This window comes from Segatella copri (assembly GCF_051861805.1).
GTDB classification, from domain to species: domain Bacteria; phylum Bacteroidota; class Bacteroidia; order Bacteroidales; family Bacteroidaceae; genus Prevotella; species Prevotella copri_M.
Window position 1 is genome coordinate 2,320,732 of the sequence record NZ_CP146520.1, and the last position, 20,856, is coordinate 2,341,587.

Annotated in this window: 21 protein-coding genes and 6 tRNA genes; 11 read left to right on the plus strand and 16 right to left on the minus strand. The window is 46.8% G+C overall.

Annotation, left to right across the window (positions count from 1 at the left end; all coding sequences use genetic code 11):
* Positions 1–55: 55 nt before the first annotated feature.
* Positions 56–439 carry a hypothetical protein gene (locus V8Z93_RS08970; RefSeq protein WP_203038975.1) on the minus strand — a complete coding sequence of 128 codons (384 nt, stop codon included), beginning with the start codon at positions 437–439 and terminating at the stop codon, positions 56–58.
* A complete protein-coding gene (locus V8Z93_RS08975; RefSeq protein ID WP_439431303.1) occupies positions 439–1,896 on the minus strand; it encodes an aminoacyl-histidine dipeptidase in 1,458 nt (485 codons plus the stop codon). The genes V8Z93_RS08970 and V8Z93_RS08975 overlap by 1 nt, the downstream gene beginning before the upstream one ends.
* A 149-nt stretch (positions 1,897–2,045) precedes the next feature.
* On the opposite strand from V8Z93_RS08975, the gene V8Z93_RS08980 reads away from it, so the two are divergent.
* The 3 genes from V8Z93_RS08980 to nth all read left to right on the plus strand — a co-directional run bounded on the left by V8Z93_RS08980 (position 2,046) and on the right by nth (position 3,606).
* The gene (locus V8Z93_RS08980; protein WP_203038979.1) at positions 2,046–2,240 is read left to right on the plus strand and encodes a hypothetical protein; all 195 of its coding nucleotides are present in this window, start codon (positions 2,046–2,048) and stop codon (positions 2,238–2,240) included.
* Between the two features lie 70 nt (positions 2,241–2,310).
* Entirely contained in the window at positions 2,311–2,925 is a 615-nt protein-coding gene (locus tag V8Z93_RS08985) for an OmpH family outer membrane protein (RefSeq protein WP_203038981.1), read from the plus strand.
* A 33-nt stretch (positions 2,926–2,958) separates the two neighbouring features.
* Complete coding sequence (gene nth / locus V8Z93_RS08990) at positions 2,959–3,606, plus strand: endonuclease III (protein ID WP_203038983.1); 648 nt, start codon at positions 2,959–2,961, stop codon at positions 3,604–3,606.
* An 89-nt stretch (positions 3,607–3,695) separates the two neighbouring features.
* Here the strand turns inward: nth and aroC are convergent, their stop codons facing one another.
* The 3 genes from aroC to V8Z93_RS09005 form a co-directional block, all read right to left on the minus strand.
* Positions 3,696–4,838: a chorismate synthase gene (gene aroC, locus V8Z93_RS08995; protein WP_439431304.1), complete on the minus strand. Its 1,143-nt coding sequence runs from the start codon at positions 4,836–4,838 to the stop codon at positions 3,696–3,698.
* Positions 4,839–4,917: 79 nt separating this feature from the next.
* Positions 4,918–5,514 (minus strand): FKBP-type peptidyl-prolyl cis-trans isomerase, encoded by a 597-nt coding sequence (locus V8Z93_RS09000; protein WP_203049900.1) that lies wholly within the window; start codon positions 5,512–5,514, stop codon positions 4,918–4,920.
* Positions 5,515–5,633: 119 nt separating this feature from the next.
* A complete protein-coding gene (locus tag V8Z93_RS09005) occupies positions 5,634–5,918 on the minus strand; it encodes a hypothetical protein (protein ID WP_203038989.1) in 285 nt (94 codons plus the stop codon).
* A gap of 488 nt (positions 5,919–6,406) precedes the next feature.
* Between V8Z93_RS09005 and V8Z93_RS09010 the strand changes: the two genes are divergently transcribed.
* Complete coding sequence (locus V8Z93_RS09010) at positions 6,407–6,760, plus strand: hypothetical protein (protein ID WP_203038991.1); 354 nt, start codon at positions 6,407–6,409, stop codon at positions 6,758–6,760.
* 429 nt (positions 6,761–7,189) lie between these two features.
* On the opposite strand, the gene V8Z93_RS09015 is transcribed toward V8Z93_RS09010, so the two are convergent.
* A complete protein-coding gene (locus tag V8Z93_RS09015) occupies positions 7,190–7,645 on the minus strand; it encodes a hypothetical protein (RefSeq protein ID WP_412178577.1) in 456 nt (151 codons plus the stop codon).
* 352 nt (positions 7,646–7,997) lie between these two features.
* Between V8Z93_RS09015 and V8Z93_RS09020 the strand changes: the two genes are divergently transcribed.
* The 7 genes from V8Z93_RS09020 (at position 7,998) to rsxA (ending at position 13,715) form a co-directional block, all read left to right on the plus strand.
* A complete protein-coding gene (locus tag V8Z93_RS09020; RefSeq protein ID WP_439431305.1) occupies positions 7,998–8,411 on the plus strand; it encodes a SoxR reducing system RseC family protein in 414 nt (137 codons plus the stop codon).
* A 65-nt stretch (positions 8,412–8,476) separates the two neighbouring features.
* On the plus strand, positions 8,477–9,385 hold the full coding sequence (locus V8Z93_RS09025) for a Fe-S cluster domain-containing protein (protein ID WP_203038995.1): 909 nt from the start codon (positions 8,477–8,479) through the stop codon (positions 9,383–9,385).
* A gap of 3 nt (positions 9,386–9,388) precedes the next feature.
* Positions 9,389–10,741, plus strand: a complete 1,353-nt coding sequence (gene rsxC / locus V8Z93_RS09030; protein WP_264950230.1) for an electron transport complex subunit RsxC — start codon at positions 9,389–9,391, stop codon at positions 10,739–10,741.
* 50 nt (positions 10,742–10,791) lie between these two features.
* Positions 10,792–11,793, plus strand: coding sequence for an RnfABCDGE type electron transport complex subunit D (locus V8Z93_RS09035; RefSeq protein ID WP_203038999.1), 1,002 nt, complete (start codon positions 10,792–10,794; stop codon positions 11,791–11,793).
* 13 nt (positions 11,794–11,806) lie between these two features.
* Entirely contained in the window at positions 11,807–12,481 is a 675-nt protein-coding gene (locus tag V8Z93_RS09040) for an RnfABCDGE type electron transport complex subunit G (RefSeq protein WP_439431306.1), read from the plus strand.
* 6 nt (positions 12,482–12,487) lie between these two features.
* Positions 12,488–13,072 carry an electron transport complex subunit RsxE gene (gene rsxE / locus V8Z93_RS09045; RefSeq protein WP_439431307.1) on the plus strand — a complete coding sequence of 195 codons (585 nt, stop codon included), beginning with the start codon at positions 12,488–12,490 and terminating at the stop codon, positions 13,070–13,072.
* A gap of 40 nt (positions 13,073–13,112) precedes the next feature.
* Positions 13,113–13,715 carry an electron transport complex subunit RsxA gene (rsxA, locus tag V8Z93_RS09050; protein ID WP_006848658.1) on the plus strand — a complete coding sequence of 201 codons (603 nt, stop codon included), beginning with the start codon at positions 13,113–13,115 and terminating at the stop codon, positions 13,713–13,715.
* A 235-nt stretch (positions 13,716–13,950) separates the two neighbouring features.
* On the opposite strand, the gene V8Z93_RS09055 is transcribed toward rsxA, so the two are convergent.
* The 10 genes from V8Z93_RS09055 to V8Z93_RS09100 all read right to left on the minus strand — a co-directional run bounded on the left by V8Z93_RS09055 (position 13,951) and on the right by V8Z93_RS09100 (position 20,845).
* A complete protein-coding gene (locus V8Z93_RS09055) occupies positions 13,951–15,192 on the minus strand; it encodes a DUF5103 domain-containing protein (RefSeq protein ID WP_439431308.1) in 1,242 nt (413 codons plus the stop codon).
* A 142-nt stretch (positions 15,193–15,334) separates the two neighbouring features.
* Positions 15,335–15,409: transfer RNA gene (locus V8Z93_RS09060), tRNA-Glu, on the minus strand.
* 26 nt (positions 15,410–15,435) lie between these two features.
* Positions 15,436–15,523, minus strand: a tRNA-Ser gene (locus V8Z93_RS09065).
* Positions 15,524–15,746: 223 nt separating this feature from the next.
* Positions 15,747–15,818, minus strand: a tRNA-Glu gene (locus tag V8Z93_RS09070).
* Positions 15,819–15,835: 17 nt separating this feature from the next.
* Positions 15,836–15,907: transfer RNA gene (locus V8Z93_RS09075), tRNA-Glu, on the minus strand.
* Between the two features lie 68 nt (positions 15,908–15,975).
* Positions 15,976–16,047 (minus strand) — tRNA-Glu (locus V8Z93_RS09080).
* A 26-nt stretch (positions 16,048–16,073) separates the two neighbouring features.
* A tRNA-Ser gene (locus V8Z93_RS09085) sits at positions 16,074–16,161 on the minus strand.
* A gap of 552 nt (positions 16,162–16,713) precedes the next feature.
* Positions 16,714–17,355 (minus strand): HD domain-containing protein, encoded by a 642-nt coding sequence (locus V8Z93_RS09090; protein ID WP_439431309.1) that lies wholly within the window; start codon positions 17,353–17,355, stop codon positions 16,714–16,716.
* 108 nt (positions 17,356–17,463) lie between these two features.
* On the minus strand, positions 17,464–18,390 hold the full coding sequence (gene menA / locus V8Z93_RS09095; RefSeq protein WP_439432844.1) for a 1,4-dihydroxy-2-naphthoate octaprenyltransferase: 927 nt from the start codon (positions 18,388–18,390) through the stop codon (positions 17,464–17,466).
* A gap of 82 nt (positions 18,391–18,472) precedes the next feature.
* Positions 18,473–20,845, minus strand: a complete 2,373-nt coding sequence (locus V8Z93_RS09100) for a putative porin (protein WP_439431310.1) — start codon at positions 20,843–20,845, stop codon at positions 18,473–18,475.
* Positions 20,846–20,856 lie beyond the last annotated feature (11 nt).

A 20,856-nucleotide genomic window follows, 5' to 3' on the forward strand; every position in this document is an offset into this window, starting at 1 on the left:
AAAAAGGCTGCATTCCTCATGTTTCAGGAATGCAGCCTTTATTGGTTGTTATGTCTTAGTTCTCCTTGAAGGCAATGACTCGGGTCAATGCCTTGTCCAGATAGAATGTCTGGGTGATTTCCTGCTTCTTGCCATCATGATCGGTCAACTGATAGGTGGCCCTTATATATAATAAGGTGTCTGGGAACGTGCCATCGTTATAGTCGATGTTCTTCTTGATGTATGGAAGCTTGCTCATCTCCTGTCTCATCAACTTCACCTTGTTGAAGTCGATCATTGCCGTCTGATTGAGCTGGCTGAAATGCTCATAGCTGCAATCTTCGTTCTCAAGGTTCTCGTTGAGGAAATCCTTGACGAGCGACTTGGCTTTGTGCCGGTCGCCACATGAAGTGAAGACCAGCGACAAAGCTAATGTGAGTAAGAAAATAAGCTTCTTCATTACTTCACGCTACGGAGAATGTCCAACAAGTGATCCCATACCATCTCAACGGTAGGAATCAGAAGTGCTTCCTCTGGAGTATGTACGTTGCGAAGGGTAGGGCCGAAGCTTACCATGTCGAGATCTGGGTAACGCTCAGAGAAGAGACCGCACTCCAAACCGGCGTGGATGCCCTTGACCAATGGCTCCTTGCCGAAGAGCTTTTCGTAACTCTTCACGGTGATGTCGGTCAGCTTGCTGTTGGCACGCATCTTCCATGCAGGATACTTGCCGCCCACGTTAACCTCGGCACCAGCCAGAAGGAAGGCTGCCTTCACGGTGTTGGTCATATTATCCAAGTTGCTCATTACATTACTGCGCTGTGAAGCCACGATGTGGATGCTGTTCTCGTCGGTGATGACGCTTGCTACATTGCTTGATGTCTCAACCATCTCGGCAAGCGCCTCGTCCTGACAAGTGGTAAGAGGACCGTTGTCAACAGCCTGCAAAGCCATGATGAACTTATCTGCCACAGCTTTCTCGATGACAGGAGCTGCATCGGCAGAACCCATGTTGAACAACATCGACTGCTCTGTAACGTGGAACTCATCCTCTACCTCTGAAGCGAAGATATTCCAGTCGGCACGTACCTGCTCCTTTGCCTCGTTCTTGACTGCGAATACAATCTTTCCGTCGCGAGGGATGGCATTGTGCATCTTGCCACTGTTGAAGCTAACCAGGCGGAGTTCACCATTCAGCTTCTCGTTCTCCAGGAAGAGGAAACGGGCAAGAACCTTGATGGCATTGGCGCGCTTCTTGTTGATGTCATCGCCAGAGTGACCGCCGTTGAGTCCCTTCAGAGAAGCTTCCATGAAGAAATAGCCAGCTGGAGCCTCTTCACGATTGAAGTGGAAGGTAGCCTTGGTGGTCTGACCGCCTGCGCATGATACGAAAATCTGTCCCTCATCCTCTGAATCGAGGTTGATGAGCATCTTGCCAGTCATGAAGCCTGCCTTCATGCCTACGGCACCACTCAAGCCTGTCTCCTCGTCACGGGTAAATACGCACTCGATAGGACCATGCTCAATATCGTCGGCTGCGAGGATGGCGAGCTCGATGGCACATCCGATACCATCGTCAGCACCGAGGGTGGTACCCTTTGCCTTCAGCCATTCTCCATCCACATAAGTCTGGATGGCATCCTTGTGGAAGTCGAACTCCACGTCTACCAATTTATCGCAAACCATATCCATGTGGCTCTGGAGGATGATGGTATCGGCATTCTCATATCCTGGGGTGGCAGCCTTGCGAATCAAGACGTTGCCAGTCTCATCAACTACAGTCTCAAGGTTGTGGCTCTTGCCAAATTCCTTCAAGTACTCAATCATGTTCTCCTCGTGCTTGGAAGGACGAGGAATCTCGTTGATTTTAGCGAACTGCTCGAACACGAGAGCAGGTTTTAAATCATTTTTTTTCATTTATAATGTTATTTTGTATATATAATTCTCTTTATTTGTTATTTTTGCTTCAAGAAAGTCATTTATTTATGAAATTTCCTTTGCTTTTTGACCGAAAAGTCGTACCTTTGCAACGTGAAGTGCACTAAGGCACTGCAAAGATAATAAAAATGATAAAATTATTGCTATTTAGTCTGTTAATAATTGCTATTGCTATGGCATTATTCAGTGTAAAACTGATTTTTAAGAAGAACGGCAAGTTCTCTTCGCAGCATGTACACGACAATCCTGGTCTTCGCAAGATGGGTATCCATTGCGTGGTGGATCAAGACCGTGAGGCGCGCGAGGCTAATAAGGCGTATTAATCATCAGGCGTGTTAATAATTACGTGTTAATAATAAAAAGAGAAAGTATAAATAAAAAGATTATAAGAAAATGAAAAAGAACATTTTGAGTTCAGTGGCTATCGCTGCTGTTGCTGCCTTGTCTTTGGCATCATGCAACAAGTCACAGCCTCAGGTTGAGGCTAAGTCTGAGAGCAAGGCTCCTGCTGATTTGAAGATTGCATACGTTGAGGTTGACTCTATCATGACTCAGTATACCTTCGCTAAGGAGTATGCTGCTGTATTGGAGAAGAAGGGTCAGAATATCCAGGCTACTATCGCACAGAAGGGGCAGCAGTTGCAGGCTGCCGCTGCCAACTTCCAGCAGAAGATTCAGCAGAATGCTTACACCCGTGAGCAGGCTGAGGCTATCCAGGCTGGTTTGCAGAAGCAGAACAATGACCTCCAGGGTTTGCAGCAGCGTTTGAGCACTGAGTTTTCTGCTGAGCAGGAGAAGTACAACAAGGCTCTTCATGACAGCATCGCCAACTACCTGGCTCAGTATAACAAGGATAAGAAGTATAGCATCATCTTCTCTAAGAGTGGTGACAACTTGCTCTATGCTGACAAGGCATACGATATTACCAACGAGGTGATTGCCGGTTTGAACAAGGCTTACAAGGGTAAGGTGAAGGGAGCTGAGGCTGCTGCACCTGCTAAGAAGTAAGATTCTTGAGGATTTTTTAATAGTATTGAAATTATGCTTCGTAACGAAAGATACGAATACATATTAAACCATTTCAGAGATGCGTTGCCGCATGTAACCACCGAGTTGCAGTTTGGCAGCGCATTTCAGCTATTGGTGGCTACCTTGCTTTCGGCACAATGCACCGATAAGCGCATCAACATGGTAACTCCTGCTCTCTTTGCCCGTTATCCGGATGCCCGTCACATGGCGCAGGCGAGCGAAGAGGATATTTTTGAGTTAATCAGTTCGGTGAGCTATCCCAATGCCAAGGCAAAGCATCTTGCTCAGATGTCCAGACAATTGGTTGAACTGTTTGGGGGTGAAGTGCCTGAGGCTACTGATGATTTGGTGAAACTGGCTGGAGTAGGGCGCAAGACGGCGAATGTGATTCGTGCCGTCTGGTTCGGGCATGCCACGATGGCGGTGGATACGCATGTTTATCGCGTGAGCCATCGCATGGGCTTGGTGCCCCGCACGGCAGATACGCCTCGCAAGGTAGAGGATTATCTGATGAAACATATTCCTGCTGAGGATATCCCGAAAGCGCATCATTGGATACTGTTGCATGGCAGGTATGTATGCAAGAGTGCCAAACCGCTTTGTGATAAATGTTTTTTTAATGAGTATTGTCCTAAACTTTTAAAGGACAGCAAGCTTTAGGTAGTTATTAGTGATTAGTGATTAGTGATTAATGATTAATTGGTAGTGATTAGTTTGTTAATCACTAATCACTACCAATTAATCACTAATTAAAGTTTTATGGTTTTATTCAAAAGATAGTTATCCAGGATAACCATGGCTGCCATGGCTTCTACCACAGGCACGGCTCTTGGCAATACGCATGGATCGTGGCGACCGCGGGCTGTGAGTTTTGTAGGATTTCCTTCCAAATCCACGGTATCCTGTTCCATCAAGAGGGTAGCCACAGGTTTGAAGGCTACTCGGAAGTAGATGTCCTGTCCATTGCTCAAACCACCCTGAATACCACCGCTATGATTACTCTTTGTGGTGATGCGGGCTGCAACATCCTGATTGATAGCACTATCCAGATTCTCGTTAGAATCTTCTGATGCCTTAGCTGCATCAGCCTTAGGAATGAATACATCGTTCTGCTCGCTTCCACGGGCAGTAACGCCAGCGAATCCCTCGCCATACTCAAATCCCTTTACGGCATTGATGCCAAGCATGGCAGCACCAAGCTGGGCATGGAGCTTATCGAATTCCGGTTCTCCCAATCCTACTGGACATCCCTTGATGACACAAGTGATGATGCCGCCAATGGTGTCGCCATCCGCTTTAACCTGGGCAATAAGGTCTTCCATCTCCTTCGCCTTGGTCTGGTCGGGGCAGCGTACCGGATTATCTTCGATGGTGTTGAGATCATACTGATGGTAATCTTTCTCCAAAGCGATGTTTCCCACTTGGGATGTATAGGCAGTAATGCTGATACCTAACTGTTTGAGTGCCAGCTTTGCCAAGGCACCACCCACGCAGCGGGCGATGGTGATGCGCGCAGACGAACGGCCGCCGCCACGATGGTCGCGGATGCCATACTTCTCATTGTATGTGAAATCGGCGTGCGATGGACGGAACAGACAGCGCATATTCTCGTAATCCTGAGAATGCTGGTTTTGGTTGCGCACCTCGAAGCCGATAGGGGTTCCCGTAGATTTACCTTCGAACACACCACTCAGAAATTCCACCTTGTCAGCTTCCTTTCGTGCCGTGGTGATGTGACTCTGTCCAGGGCGACGACGATTGAGTTCGCTCTGGATAAAGTCCATGTCGATGTCGATGCCTGCAGGAAATCCGTCGATGACGCCTCCTACTGCTATGCCATGACTCTCGCCAAAGGTGGTGAGAGTGAAAAGATTGCCAAATGTATTCCTCATTGCCAAATTCTTTAGTTGATATGAAGAGCGGCTATCCCAAAATGATATTGAGACAGCCGCTATTGTTGATTCTCAAATGTTACTTGTTGCAATCGCAGCCGCCTTCGCAGTTGCCATCCTTGCAGTCGCCGCCGCAGTTGTCGCAGCCGCCACCGCAACCGCCAGCCTCACCGCTGATGATCTGAGCCATCTTGGCGATTTCGTCTGCTGTTGCCTCACGGCTCTCCAAAATCTGACCGCAGAAGTTGAGCTTCAAGCCAGCCAATGGGTGGTTAAGGTCGCAAGTAACCTTATCGTCTGTGATGTTCTTTACCACTGCGTTGAAGTGGTTGCCATCCTCGTTCTGCAATGGGATGATGGCACCTACCTGTACGTGCTGAGCATCAAACTGACCATTGATAGTAAAGATCTGCTTGTCCAGGTCGAGTACGCGCTCATCATAGTGCAAACCGTAAGCCTGCTCTGGCTCCAACTCGAAGTCGAACTCCTCGCCTTCAGCCAAATCAACTACCTTCTCCTCGAAAGCAGGCAAAGTAACGCCCATGCCGCTGATGAAGAAGAAAGGACGCTCATCTGTAGTGCGCTCGATGAGCATCTCTTCGCCGTTATTACCCTTTGTTACATCGTAGAGTGCGTATGACACTCTAATAAACTTGTTCTTGTTGTTTGATTCCATTATTATATTTGTTTTTTATTGTTATCTTACTCATACCGGATTTTCTTATTTATATAATATTGTACGCGCGTACATTATATATATTGATAATCAGCATCCGGTATATGTGATACTTCATTCTATTTCTTTTTTGTTCTTTTACGCTTTTCCATCTGTACGCTCTTCACCATTTCCATACGCTCTAAGTAGATAGGGCGCCATTTGTCGATGATGTCTTGCAAACTTTTGCTCTTGCTTGAGAGGTCTGCGTATTCTTCGCCATCAGTTTCGCCTGCCTTCTTGAGGTCAAGCATTCTGGCGATGAGATTTTTCTGGTTCTCCTCGGCAGCTTTCAGCTGGTTTCCCAGTTTTTCCAGACTTTCGAGGAAGGCGAGTGCCTTGTCTATATGATTCTGTTCTTCCATTTGTCTAAGTGTATTTACTGCAAAATTTGTTTTGTTATAGCTGATTGCAGCTTATCACTTGCAAAGATACAACAAATAATTGGGATATGGAAAAGAAATGAAGGAAATGTTCGCTTTTTCTGTAAAAAAGGTGCGGAACCACCGATTCTAGGGGGAATGACTGGGCAAAGTGACAGTGAATGCAGCTATAGAATAAACGGATGGAACCTTTTTGTTAACGATATTGCGTTTCTTCTATCTTTTTGAATCGCAAAATATGTAATAAATGACGTTATGATGCTAATTTCTGCTTTTCAGTTTTGATATATATCAATAAATAAGCGGAATTCTGCATTTTTTCGCCTAATTGTTTGCGTACACAACAAAAAGTTCGTATCTTTGCAGTGTCTTAAAGAAAAAGACTATAGGATAATGTTTAACAAGAGTCCTTCATGTAACTCCCAGGAGTTTGGAAGATGACTCGTAAAGTAAAGAAAGGTAAAAAGATTATGAAGAAGATTATGATTATGGCAGTAGCAATGTTCGCAATGGCAACAACTACTTTCGCAGCAGAGGAGAACACAAATGCAACAGCAGCGTTCAACATGAACATCAAGATGGGTAGCTTGGCAAACGCTTTGTCACTCAACCTTGATCAGGCTGAGGCTGTAGCTGATGTACACAAGAACTTCACTGCAGATATGATGAATGCAGCAACAGCAACAGCTGAGGATCGTGCTGCTATGATTGACAAGGCTGTCATCAAGGATTTGAAGTACATGCACAGCATCCTCAACGATGCTCAGTATCGTAAGTATGTGATGCTCTTGAATGCAACACTTGTAAATCGTGGTTTGAAGTAATTCGATTTCGATAGAATTCAAATAAGATTATTATAAGAGAGAGATATTTTGGAACTGCAGGTTAGACTAGATGGTCTGACTTGCAGTTTTTCGTTTCTGCAGGTTTCTCTTAGTTTCTTTTTCGTTTTCCGCAGGCTTCTTCCTGTATCCGCAGGGCAATGCTGATACTCATTACTTCTAGGTATTTGGTAAAACCCCCATTTTTAGGTATTGCAGGGTTCGAAAAAAAGTCGTACCTTTGCAACCGTAATCAGGAAAGAGAAACTTTTAGATAGAATTAGATTATAGATACTGAATGAAACGAATCTTGTTCGCTAATAGAAATAATTCATAATGTTTTTGTATAATGAGATCAGCCCGTCCGTGAGGATGGGCTTTCTCTTTTATTTCACTTTCGATAAGTCTTTTGTTTCACTTTCGATAAGTCGTCTATTTCTCCTTCAATAAGTCGTCCAGGAAACTATCCAGATCACTGTCCAGGTTTTCCATCAGGTCGCCTCCCACGATGATGGTATCATCGTCGGCGAGGTAAAGTTCGCCAAGATTTTCCTTGTCGTCATCTTCCAGCACAAAACTATATGGCTTCAGAATGCCGAGATTGTCGATCGTTTCCGAATTCTTACGCATGACGTCACGTAAGGTCTTGGCAACTTCGTCGTAGAAATTCTCGTCCTTGTTGTCAATCCATTGTTCAACTACGCAGCGAGTAATCTCGTTATCTTCGTCGTCAAAAGCCAAGAGCTCACCGCTGTCTTGTGAAACTCTCACGTGGATGTCGGTCAGCACGGTATTGTCTTCTTCCGAAAGTTGTGCTGGAAACTTTTGAGCCACTTTTCTGATGAAGCGCTCAACTTGTTGAATTGTCTGCTCTATTTCCATAATCATAGTTTTATTGTGCCTCGGCACACAAGGTGTCTTAGCGTTCTTGTTTTCTGCAAAGGTAACAAAAAAAATGATATAAACAAAGAAGATAGAGTGAAAAATGCAAAAAACCTTTTTTTTCTCTGTTTTTCCTCGAATTTGCCCGTTTTTTACCCCGAAAATGTAACAGAGAAAACGTTTACGTTTCTTTTCGCAAAATAAGTTGGGCTTTTTGTTTGTCGTTTGTAAATTTAGTGTTATCTTTGCAGAGAAATTCGATTTGCTAACTCTACTTTGCAATTATAAGGGTTATGGAAAGATTCTTGGCAGAGTGGGAGATGCAAGGAAAAAGACAAGACTAACTATTCAGTAACAAATGAGTAACAAGATAAAACATGCTGGAGTTGTGGATGGAGTAGAAGGAGAGTGCGTTCGGGTACGCATCTTGCAGTCTTCTGCCTGCAGTGCCTGTAAGGTGGCTGCACATTGCAATGCTTCAGAAACTAAGGAAAAAATAATAGATGTAATGGATGCTGATGCTTCCCATTATCAGAAGGGCGATCAGGTGATGGTTGTGGCTGATACGGCGGTTGGCTTTCGTGCCAGCCTGTATGGTTACCTCCTTCCTTTGATTCTGATGGTCGTTACCTTGGTGGGCGTTTTGGCTGCCACTCATTCCGAGGGTCTGGCGGCAGTGTCGGCATTGGGCATCCTGATCCCTTATTATTTCCTCCTCTTCTTGATGAGAAACAAACTACGAAATAGGTTGAGCTTTACTCTGGAACGTTAAAAAGGTAAAGGGTAAGGGACTCTCTATAAACAAAATCTGAAATATTAATAAAACAATAAAACATTATGGAATTAATTTTGAGTGCTGTCTTGGTGCTCGGTGCCATTGCGCTGGTAGCAGCGCTGGTGCTCTTCGGAGTTTCCAAGAAGTTTGCCGTTGAAGAAGACCCTCGATTGGGACAGGTGGGTGAACTCCTTCCGGGTGCCAACTGCGGTGGTTGCGGTTTTGCCGGATGTTCCGGTATGGCGGCAGCGCTGGTCAAGGGTGCTGATGCCGGTAGCATCGACGGACTTATGTGTCCTGTGGGTGGTGCCGACGTGATGGGCAAGGTGGCTGATCTCCTGGGGCTGGCTGTGGCTAACACAGAGGCTAAGGTGGCAGTGGTTCGTTGTAATGGCTCTTGCGAGCATCGTCCTCGCATTGCCGAGTATGATGGTTTGCACACTTGTGCTGCCATGAACTCCTGTGGTGCTGGTGAAACCGGCTGCGGATTCGGCTGTCTGGGTTGTGGCGATTGTGTGGCTGCCTGTCAGTTTGGTGCCATCTCTATCAATCCTGAGACGGGGCTTCCTGAGGTTGATGAGGAGAAGTGTACGGGTTGTGGTGCGTGCGCCAAGGCTTGTCCACGTCATATCATCGAGCTCCGTAAGAAGGGGCCTAAGGGTCGCCGTGTTTACGTTCAGTGCGTGAACCACGACAAGGGAGCTGTGGCTAAGAAGGCTTGTAGCGTTGCTTGCATCGGATGCGGTAAGTGTCAGAAGGTCTGCAAGTTTGATGCTATCACCATTGAGAATAATGTGGCTTATGTTGACTTCAATAAGTGCCGCATGTGTACCAAGTGTGTTGACGAATGCCCAACAGGTGCTCTCGTAAAAGTAAATTTCCCAGTTAAGAAGGCAAAGCCAGCTGCTGAGGCTGCTCCTGTAGCAGAAGCTCCAGTTGCTGCACCTGCTGAAGTAAAGAAGGAGGATTAAATCATGAATTTGAGAACTTTTAGAATTGGTGGAGTTCACCCAGAAGAGAATAAGATTACTGCCGAGATGGCTACTCAGGTAGCTCCTCTCCCTAAGCAGGCTATTTTTCCACTTGGTCAGCACATCGGTGCTCCTGCCAAGCCTGTGGTTGCCAAGGGCGACAAGGTGAAGGTGGGTACACTCATTGCTGAGGCTGGTGGCTTTGTGAGTGCTCCTATTTACAGTTCCGTATCAGGAACCGTGTTCAAGGTAGATACATCTATTGATGCTACCGGTTATCGCAAGCCTTGCATTATCATTAATGTAGAGGGCGACGAGTGGGAGGAGAGCATCGACCGCTCTGATAAGCTTGAGACACTGGAGGCTCATGCTGAGCTGACTCCAGAAGAGATTGTCAACCGTATCAAGGTGGCTGGTGTCACTGGTATGGGTGGTGCCGGTTTCCCAACCTTCATCAAGCTTTGCCCTCCTCCAGGAGCCAAGGCTGAGTGCGTCATCATCAACGGTGTAGAGTGTGAGCCTTATATCACTGCCGATTATCGCCTGATGATGGAGCATGCTGATGAGATTCTCGTTGGCTTGAACCTTCTGATGAAGGCGGCTAAGGTAGAGAAGGGCTACATTGGTATCGAGGACAACAAGCCTGCTGCCATCAAACTCTTCGAGGAAAAGACAGCCAATGATTCTCGTATCGAGATTGTTCCTCTTGCCAAGAAGTATCCGCAGGGTGGTGAGAAGCAGCTGGTGGATGCCGTCATCCGCCGTCAGGTTCCAGCTCCTCCAGCTATCCCTGTCAACGTTGGAGCAATTGTTCAGAATGTAGGTACTGCCTTCGCTGTTTATCAGGCAGTTATGAAGAATAAACCTCTCTTCGAGCGCTATACCACTGTTACCGGAAAGCAGGTGAAGAATCCTGGCAACTTCCTCGTACGTATGGGAACTCCATTCTCTCAGATGATTGAGAACTGTGGCGGTTTGCCAGAGGGTGACAATAAGGTATTGGCTGGTGGTCCGATGATGGGTAAGGCTGTAATCAGCCTCGATGTTCCTGTAACCAAGGGTACCAACTCCATCACCGTACTGACCGATGCCGATGCTCACCGCAAGAAGGCTCAGCCATGTATCCGCTGTGCCAAGTGTGTGGATGCCTGCCCAATGGGCTTGGAGCCATATTTGCTCGCTACCCTGAGTGTAGTGAAGGATTATGAGCGCCTGGAGGCAGAGGAGGTAACATCCTGCATCGCCTGCGGTTCATGCCAGTTCACCTGTCCATCTCATCGCCCTATCCTCGATAACATCATCAATGGTAAGGGTGCGGTGATGGGCATCATCCGAGCTCGCAACGCCAAGAAGTAAGCGTTCACGTCAAGAATGAATTTCATTTAAGAAAGAATTTAAAAGATAAAATGGGAAAATTAATCGTTTCATTATCGCCACATGCTCACGGAAATGAGAGCGTGGAGAAGAACATGTACGGAGTAATCATTGCTCTCGTGCCTGCCATCCTCGCATCTTTCTATTTCTTCGGCTTGGGTTCAGCAGTCGTTCTGCTCACCTCTGTGGCAGCCTGCGTCTTCTTTGAGTGGGCAATTACAAAATATCTCCTGAAGGAGGAGACCAGCTTGCTCGATGGTTCTGCCATCATCACCGGTCTCTTGCTCGGCATGAACTTGCCTAGTAACCTTCCTCTCTGGATCATCATCATTGGTGCCTTGTTTGCCATCGGTGTAGGTAAGATGAGTTTCGGCGGTCTGGGTAACAATCCTTTCAATCCCGCTTTGGTGGGCCGTTGCTTCCTGCTCGTCAGCTTCCCTGCCCAGATGACTTCATGGCCTGTGGCTGGACAGATGCTCAGCTATACCGATGCAACAACTGGTGCTACACCGCTGGCTATCATGAAGACCGCCATCAAGACTGGCGATGCTTCTCTCCTGAATCAGTTGCCTGATTCCTTGAGCCTGCTCTTCGGTGCTACTGGCGATACCTTCGGTGCCGGAACTACCGGTGAGGTTTGTGCTTTCGCCTTGTTGCTCGGTTTGGCTTACATGCTCTGGAAGAAGGTCATCACCTGGCACATTCCTGTCAGCATCATCGCTACCGTATTCGTTTTCAGCGGTTTGATGCATTTGGCTAATCCTGTTTATGCCAATCCTTTGGCTGTGATATTCAGTGGTGGTCTGATGCTCGGTGCCATCTTCATGGCTACCGATTACGTTACATCACCAATGACTCACAAGGGTATGCTCATCTACGGTGTCTGCATCGGTCTTCTCACCGTCATCATCCGTAACTGGGGTAGCTATCCAGAAGGTATGTCGTTCGCCATTCTTATCATGAATGCGTTCACACCTCTTATTAACACATACGTTAAACCAAAGCGCTTCGGTGAGAAGCCTGCTAAGAAATAAGGAGGACTGAGACATGCAGAAATTAGAATCATCATTAAAGAACATGGTTTTGGTACTCGTTGGTGTAGCACTCGTTGTTGGTGCCGTGCTGGCTTGTATCAACAACCTTACTTCAGGTCCTATCGCTGAGAAGGCTGCCCAGAGTCTGGCTGCAGGTATCAAGAGCGTGATGGGCACAGAAGATCTCCAGGTGGCTGACCCTGAAGAGGTGAAGCAGGAGTTTGGCGGCAAGGAATTTACCTTTATCCTCCACAAGTGCTCTGACAAGAGCGGCAAGGAGTTGGGTGCTGCCGTAGAGAGTACTACCGGCGGTTTCGGTGGCGACTTGAAGGTGCTCGTAGGTTTCGATACCGAGGGCAAGATTATGGGTTACACCATTCTCCAGGCTTCAGAGACTCCGGGTCTGGGTGCCAAGGCAACTACCTGGTTCCAGAAAGACGGAAAGGGTAGCATCATCGGAAAGACTCCAAAGGATGGCGACCTCCACGTAAGCAAGGACGATAAGGGTGGCAATGCAGTAGATGCCATCACCGCATCAACCATTACCAGCCGTGCCTTCCTCAAGGCTATCAATCAGGCTTATGCTGCCTATGCAGGTAAGCGTGTAGATGGCGAGAGCGGTGCATCTCAGAAAGCAGATGCTGAGAGCGGTGCATCTGAAGTTGAACATAACGAAAAGAAAGGATAAGCCGATATGAGTAATATGAAAATTTTGATGAACGGACTCATCAAGGAGAACCCTACCTTCGTGTTGCTCCTCGGTATGTGTCCTACCTTGGCTACAACTACCAGTGCCATTAACGGTCTTTCCATGGGATTGGCTACCATGGCAGTATTGGTTTGTACCAACTTTGTGATTTCATGTATCAAGAAGATTACCCCGGATATGGTTCGCATCCCTGTTTTCATTGTCGTGATTGCAGCCTTCGTAACCATCCTGCAAATGTTGATGAACGCCTATGCTCCTGACAGCATCAACCAGGCACTGGGTATCTATATCCCATTGATCGTAGTAAACTGTATCATCCTGGGCCGTGCAGAGAGCTTTGCTGCCAAGAACTCACCGATTGCCAGTCTCTTTGATGGTCTCGGCTGCGGTTTGGGTTTCACCCTCGGTTTGACTATCTTGGGTAGTGCCCGTGAGATTCTCGGTGCAGGAAGCGTATTCGGTATCACTCTGTTGCCAGAGACTACCAATATCTTGATGTTTATCCTGCCTCCTGGAGCATTCCTCACCTTGGGATACATCATTGCTATATTTAATAAGGTAAAGAAGTAAGCGTAGGCATCGCTTCAATCAATGAAATAGAATAGAAATTATGGAATATTTATTGATATTTATCTCTGCGATATTCGTCAACAACATCGTCTTGTCGCAGTTCCTCGGTATCTGTCCGTTCCTGGGCGTATCGAAGAAAGTTGATACAGCCATCGGTATGGGTGGTGCCATCGCCTTCGTCTTGACCTTGGCAACCATCATTACCTGGTGTGTTCAGAAGTATGTACTCGATCCATTCGGATTGCAATATCTCCAGACCCTGGCGTTCATCCTCGTGATTGCTGCCTTGGTTCAGATGGTAGAGATCATTCTCAAGAAGGTTTCTCCTGCACTTTATCAGGCGCTCGGTATCTTCCTGCCTTTGATTACTACCAACTGTGCTGTGCTGGGTGTAGCCATCCTGGTTATCCAGAAGGACTACAATCTCTTGGAGAGTGTGGTTTATGCGTTCTCTACAGCCCTCGGCTTTGCTCTGGCTCTCATCGTTTTCGCTGGTATTCGTGAGCAGCAGGCTTTGGTTCGCATTCCTAAGGGTATGCAGGGCGTAGCCATCGTCATGGTTACAGCCGCTCTCCTCAGTCTTGCCTTCATGGGCTTCTCTGGTGTAGATGGAGGCTTGAAGTCTTTGTTCGGATTGGAGTAAATCGATATTTAATATTGAATTGAGTCCACTTAAAAAAGCATGATACTAGGCTTTTTTAAGTGGACTTTATTGTTTTTTGGGAGGGCTTTGACCAAATGTGCCCGAGGCTTTGGGCACTTTTACCCGGAGCTGCCGGTTAAAACTGCTCATGTTCTCGGGCACGTTTGCTCATGTTCCCGGGTATAAGTGCTCATGTACACGGGCACAAATTGTAACGTACAAATTCAATGTGTCATTATTTGCAGCTTTTCCAGCCTACTAACTTATCCGTTCTGTCACCCGTGCCCCGATAGTATATCAAAGCGTCATATCGATTGGCGGTTTGAAAGAAGTTTCCTTCTGTGCTTACCGGGTGCGTGCTGCCGTCATCTTTAAGAACGAGATACTGGTAACTGTAGTAGCCTTGCTTGAGGAACACGGTGGCGTGATAGCAATGCTTCTTCTCATCGTATTCCATGCGATATGCTGGCAGGAAACTGTCGTAGGTCCAGTCTCCGTTCAGATATACTTCTCCTGGCTGTCTTTCGGTTTGCAGAACGAAGTGAACCTGCGCATAGTCACAGGTGAAGGTATTGTCATTGTTGTCGCTGTTACGCACGTAAAAGGAGCCTTTGGCACTCTCGTCGTATACATAGCTGGGACGAGGCGTGTCTGGTACTACATATACCTGATATTCTGATCCATCCCATTTTATTTCGTCGATACCCATGGTTGGATGGTCCATATCCAGCATTTCGAATTTTCGGTACTCGTTTCCTGCATTGAATATCAGATTCCGGTTGTGCTGCCATTGCAGACCGTCGGCACTGATGTAATTCGGCTTGGCATTCCATACGGCATTGTCCCAGCGCCCGTTTTGCAGCACTACAGTCTTGATTTGCTGCGAAGGGTTGGTTACTCTCAGATTACCATATTTCATGTTCAGGCTTACCTGCTGATGCTTTTTGTTGACATCAATATCCGTGTTGGAAGAATATCCGATGGCTACCTGTACTTGCGGATCTACCACCATGAAGCAGGCAGTCAGCATCCTGTTGTCATCACCATCGGCATTATCATCGTAAACCGTGAGTTTATAGTTTCCGCTCATGGTAATGCGACAGTTCTCGTTTGGGATGGTGAGCTGATAATGGGTGTAGAGATGGTCGGTGTTGAGCGACTGCTCTATGTTGTCGATGGCCTGCTCGCCATTGAAGCCCCGCAGATAGTCGGCTTCAAAGAGTCCCTCAGATACCTTCCAGTTGGCATCGCAATGTTCTATCTTGTAGGTATAGCGATGGTAGTCGTGGGTCATATCATCGAAATCAATGTGGATAGGGAGACCGCCCAGTTGGGTGATAGGCATGGCTTGCCAGTTGGTGCCCGCCACAACTTGCAGGGTGGCGATGCGTGGGTTGAGTATCTCGTGGCGCTGCGCATGAGCAGATGATGCGCAGATGGCGAGAAGGAGTAGGAGTGATAAATGTATTCTTTGCATATTGATGATTGTTTTCTTAACTTTACTGCAAAGATACTGCAAAATGGGGAGAATACCAAATGTATGGACAAAAAAATAACTTGCAGTAGTCATAAAGACTAATTGCAAGCTTCACTAACAATAACTAACCCATAAAAACATTTGGTAGTCGATAGGGGAATCGAACCCCTATGCCAAGATTGAGAATCTTGTATCCTAACCATTAGATGAATCGACCAACGTTGCAGTTTTGAACTCAGCTTGCGGAAGGTGGGGGATTCGAACCCCCGGTACGGTAAACCCGCACGTCAGTTTAGCAAACTGGTGGTTTCAGCCACTCACCCAACCTTCCTGTTGAATTCAGTTTCTGAATCACAAGCATCGTTCTCAAATGCGATTGCAAAGGTACTAATTTTTTTTGGTTCCACCAAATTTTTCCCTTACTTTTTTGTCTAAATGTTTAGAAGATTGCTGGATTCTTGTCTTTCCTGCCTTAGGGCAAAAAAATAACTTGCAGTAGTCATAAAGACTAAATGCAAGCTTACCAACAATAACTAATACATGAAAACACTTTGTAGTCGATAGGGGAATCGAACCCCTATGCCAAGATTGAGAATCTTGTATCCTAACCATTAGATGAATCGACCTTGAAGTCTGTTGATTGTAGTCGATAGGGGAATCGAACCCCTATGCCAAGATTGAGAATCTTGTATCCTAACCATTAGATGAATCGACCTTTTTAAAAAGCAGTCTGCATTGGATTCACAACTTGTGCAGACTTATATCAACATATTTTTAATATTGTAGTCGATAGGGGAATCGAACCCCTATGCCAAGATTGAGAATCTTGTATCCTAACCATTAGATGAATCGACCAACGGTGCAATTTTGAACTCCGCTTGCGGAAGGTGGGGGATTCGAACCCCCGGTACGGTAAACCCGCACGTCAGTTTAGCAAACTGGTGGTTTCAGCCACTCACCCAACCTTCCAATCGGATATTGTTGCCAAATCAACAAGCATCGTTCTCAAATGCGGGTGCAAAGATACTACATTTTTTTTGTTCCACCAAATTTTTCTGCAACTTTTTTCAAGAAAAGTGTATTTTTTCTTATTTTTCTTGCTTTTTGGGGAGATAATGGTAAGTAAACTGCTTTTGTCAACAAAAAAAGAGGCAGATTTACCAATTATTGGTAATCTGCCTCCTGTAGGAAAGGGCCGCTCGATGATGTGATGAAACTCCGAATGTCATAAACATTTGAGAGCTCTCCGCTTTTGTAATCCACCGGCTTTACAGCTTAGTTGACATGTCAGTTTATGTGGCCCGCCATAGGCAAGAGAAGTCTTCTCGGTTTCATAAGTGTAATTTGATGAGTATCCCGATCGAACCGACACGACCCTTATATCTTTGTCGGATAGACATAGCATGGGCTATCATCTACCGATAGAAGTCTTTGGGTTTTCTATACTGCAAAGATAATGCAATCTTTTGAAACTACCAAATCTTTGAGCCGATTTTTTCGAAAAATCTTCTTTCTCTCAAATCAGGACTCCTTTTTCTTCAATTCTTCGTATATTTCCTCGAAATGTTTTCTCAGTTCTGCCTTGTTGTCGATGATATTGCGCAGTTCCTTCAGCGCTTTCTCATTCGGCGAATTGGGTATCCATAACTTGATGTAGCCATTTCGGGAATATTTCTCGTCCATGTGGTCAGAGAATCGCTTCCATTGTTCCTCCTTGTCTTTCTCCGGATAGTTTTCCTTGCCGTATTCGATGGCACGAAGGAATATCTCGTGTACATCGATGTCGCGGTCGGCTTCGGCTACTATCTTTCCATAGATGCTTCGGGGCTGGCGACTGGAGGAGGCGCGGTGGTCTTCCACGGCTTCCTTCATAATCTTGATTTGTTCTGCGTTGAACCAGCGTTTCAACCGGGCATCTGCCTGGAGTATCTTGCCACTTGTGAGGTGGTGGATGGCTCTAGGGCCGCTCATGCCCAGGTCGTGGTAGGCGGCAACGATATAAACCATGTCGATGTCGGCACCTGTTACAGGTACGAGTTTCAGGGCGTTTCTGATAACACGGGTCACGTGGCGCAATCCGTGGCTCTCGCCAAACGCTGTATATTTGGGCAGGATTTGTGTTTCCACAAACTGCATGATTTCCAGATTTACTTGTTGCCTCATATTCTTTACCTTAAATTATATATAATGTACGCGCGTACATTATTATTTATGTATCAAAACCAACTCTATGTATCAAATCCAACTCTATGTATCGAACCCTATACTTTATCAAAACCAACTCTTCATGCCTAAGATGATGAAGGTTGATATGATGCCGAAGGCAAAGATGTTGAGAGCCGTATAGCCCAGCACCTTGTTCAGCATTCTGCCTTCTCCTATCTTCCTCATCTTGGCGTATGATCTGTTGTGCAACACAAGATAGATAGAGGCAAAAGGTAAGAATATCGAATTGGTATCGTATGCAAAGACCTCGTATGCGTTGATTCCTATCATGATAAGGATGCCGATGTTACCCAGGGCGCAGTAGAGACGCTCGCCGTTTTTCTTGCCGATGTGAACAATCAGGGTTTTCTTGCCGGCTTTGATATCATTGTCGTGGTCTCGATAGTTGTTCAGAATGAGCAGCGTATCTACTACCAGTCCGCAGGCGATGGAAGTAAGTACGGCTTCTGCTGATACAGTCTGCATTTCTTCAGGCATTACCAGATAATAGGTGCAGCAGACTGGCACGATGCCGAAAAAGAGAAGTACCAGCAGGTCGCCCAATCCCAGATAGCTCAGCTTAGTGGTGTAGAGGAAACAGAAGAGGACGCAGCAGATACCCACGATGATCATCTCCTTTCCGCCGTAAAAGGCGAGGGGCAAACCGATGATACAGCCCAGAAGGGTAGTGATGATGATTCCCCATTTCATGGCTTTCATGGTAATCCAGCCTTCTGCGCAGGCTCGCTTCGGTCCCAGTCGGGTTTCATCGTCGTTGCCATGCTTGAAATCGAAGAAGTCGTTCACGAAGTTGGAGTCTATCTGCATCACCCAAGCAAAGAGCAGGCAGAGCAGGGCAGGAACCCATTGGCAGTTGGCACTTGAATCCTTGTATGCCAGGGCTGTGCCTAGCATCACTGGTACTGCCGCAGCCGACAATGTCTTGGGGCGGGCGGCGAGAAACCAGGCTTTTAGTGAATTTGTCTTTACCATCATATTTTTTGCTTTAAAATTAATAGGAGCGAGGTGTCGTCCCCGCTCCTAATCATTATGTTTTGTAAAAGTTGCTTCTTGCTTAGTTGAAGAAGTTCCAGCTTACACCCATTCTGAATATACGTTCGTTCATCGGATAATGTGGGGTAAAGAAGTAGTTCTTGTCTCCCTGACCTGCATTCAGGTGGCTCATCATCACGAAGAAGCGGGTGTGCTTGATGTGTACGTTGGCGTAGGCATTGACGATAGGGTAGTTGCCCACCTTCACATTCTTGTCGCCATTGCCCTGTACGGTGTATTGTCCTATATAAGGAGAATAGTCGGGCGCCTCGTAGCTTGTGAAGTATCTGGCATCTGCACCCAGCTCGATGTTGAGCACCTTCACCACCTTGAACTTGATGAAGAGGTTGGTGTATACATTGAGGTCTGGCACAGGCAGGGCGCTCTTGCTGCTGGTATGCTGGTAGGTAATCATGTTCTGCCAGTTGAAGATGCCAAACTGGAAGTCCTGCTGCAGTTGTGCCGTGAGCAGATTAATGGCTTCACCGCTTTGCATCGGAGTCACCGTTACGCCTGTTCGCAGTCCGTTTTCCGTGATGTTATACTGCTGCGAGAAGTAGGTGTAGTTCTTGATTTCATCCACAGCCACTCGCAGGGTGGTATTGGTCTTTCCGAATCTCAGGGTACCCATGATGCGGGTATGGATAATCTTGCTCAAGTCGTTGTCCCACCAGAGATGGCGGGCGTGGTACTTGCGATAGTAGAACGTAGGGTTCTCGTGATGGATGAAGGCATCACCCCTCACCTGTACGGTATCTCCCAGGAATGGCAGGTTGATATCCATGTTGCCGTCTACTGCGAAGGTTCCGGCATCTACTCCGGTCAATCCCACTTCGCCTACTACATTATAGTGAAGGGTCTTTCCCTGGGTCTTGCTCAGCTGTCCGCCCACGCTCAGCGCATGTTCGTTGTATTTGGTGAATCCGCCTTCCATGTCTGGCAATTCATAATGTCGGAGGTCATAGCTGGCGAAAGCCTTCAAGCCAGCCTTAGCCCATTTGCTGAATCCTTCGAGCGTTCCCATCGCAATGGTGTTCTTGATGCGCCAGTGCTTGGTCTGGTCGTAGATGGAATCGCCAGTAAATTTGCCGGCATCGTAATACTCCTTGAGATAGTAATCCTGTGGAGTCTGGTATGCCTGGTAAATACGTTTGTAATTATCAAACTGAACGGTATGGATGAAGCTGGTTACAGGCACATATTCAGACTTGTAGAAGAGAGAGTCTTGTGACTTTTTCTTCTCCAGGGCAAGAAGACTGTCGGCAGCCGCTTTTCCGTTTACGGCGATGCGGGTGCTGTCGCTCTTGAAATCCTTTCCTGCTCCGAAAGCCAAGTCTTTCTCGTTCTTCTTGTCTTCTTTGGCAGGTTCATTTCCGGCGATTTTTGCGTTGTCAGGGCGTCCTGAGAATTTCTTCTGATTTTTCTCGAAGTCTTTTTCGTCAAACTCCTTTCCCTGCTCTTTCGCTTTCTTGCGAGCTTCATCTTTCGCTTCCTCTGCAGCGTTCTCCTTGGCAGAAGCCATGGCGAACTTCTTGGCTTTTATCTCTTCCTCCGTCATCTTCACTTTGCGGCTGAATCCCACGTTGTAGCGATGGGTGAAGAAGATGTGCTGGTTGTCGTTACGATTCCAGTTCTGCTGCAAGACGGTAGGGATTTCGTTCGAAGCATAGTTGTCTGTAAACAGCTCAGGATGCTTGATGTAGTCATCGTTGGTGATACCTCCGTTTTCCGTCACCTTCTGGTGGTTCGTGCTGAAGAGGATATGCGCCTGATAGCGGTCGCCCAGATAGGAAGTCCACATGGTGTATTTGAAGTGGGCGGTGCTTTGGGCATCGTAGAATCCGCGGCCATACTTGTAGTCGAATCTGAATCCGCCACCCAGTTGCTTGTTGGCATTTACGGCAAACACAGCTCTGAAGTCATCCTCGCCATTGGTTCTGTTACCACAGCTGTTGAGCGTGATATTGGTGATAGGCGAGTAGGTGTTGGTGAAGTGGAAGTCGCTCACGGGGGTGACGATGTTGTCGTATGGTTCCGTGAACATAAAGTTGCCCTGCGTATTGCGGCGGTCGATGAAGATACGGTTGATGCGGGCGGTACCCATGTTGCCCAGGGTATTGTATTCTCCACGCAATCCTTCGGTGAAGGTGGTGTTCTGATACATTGCCTGCAGGGTGTCAACCACGGCAGCCTTGATATCGCCGAATCTCTCGTCCACAGTCCATACCCTGATGCCCTTCGGGATTTCCTTGTCCGAACCCAGTGAGTCGGTGTTCACCTTGTTGCTGGTAATGGGGCGGAACTGCGAATCTTCGTTATAGTTAAAATCGCTTTGTGCCGCAACCGGTAGGGTCGCAGCACAAACTAAGAGTGATGAGAATAGTATTTTCTTCATTTAAATCTTGA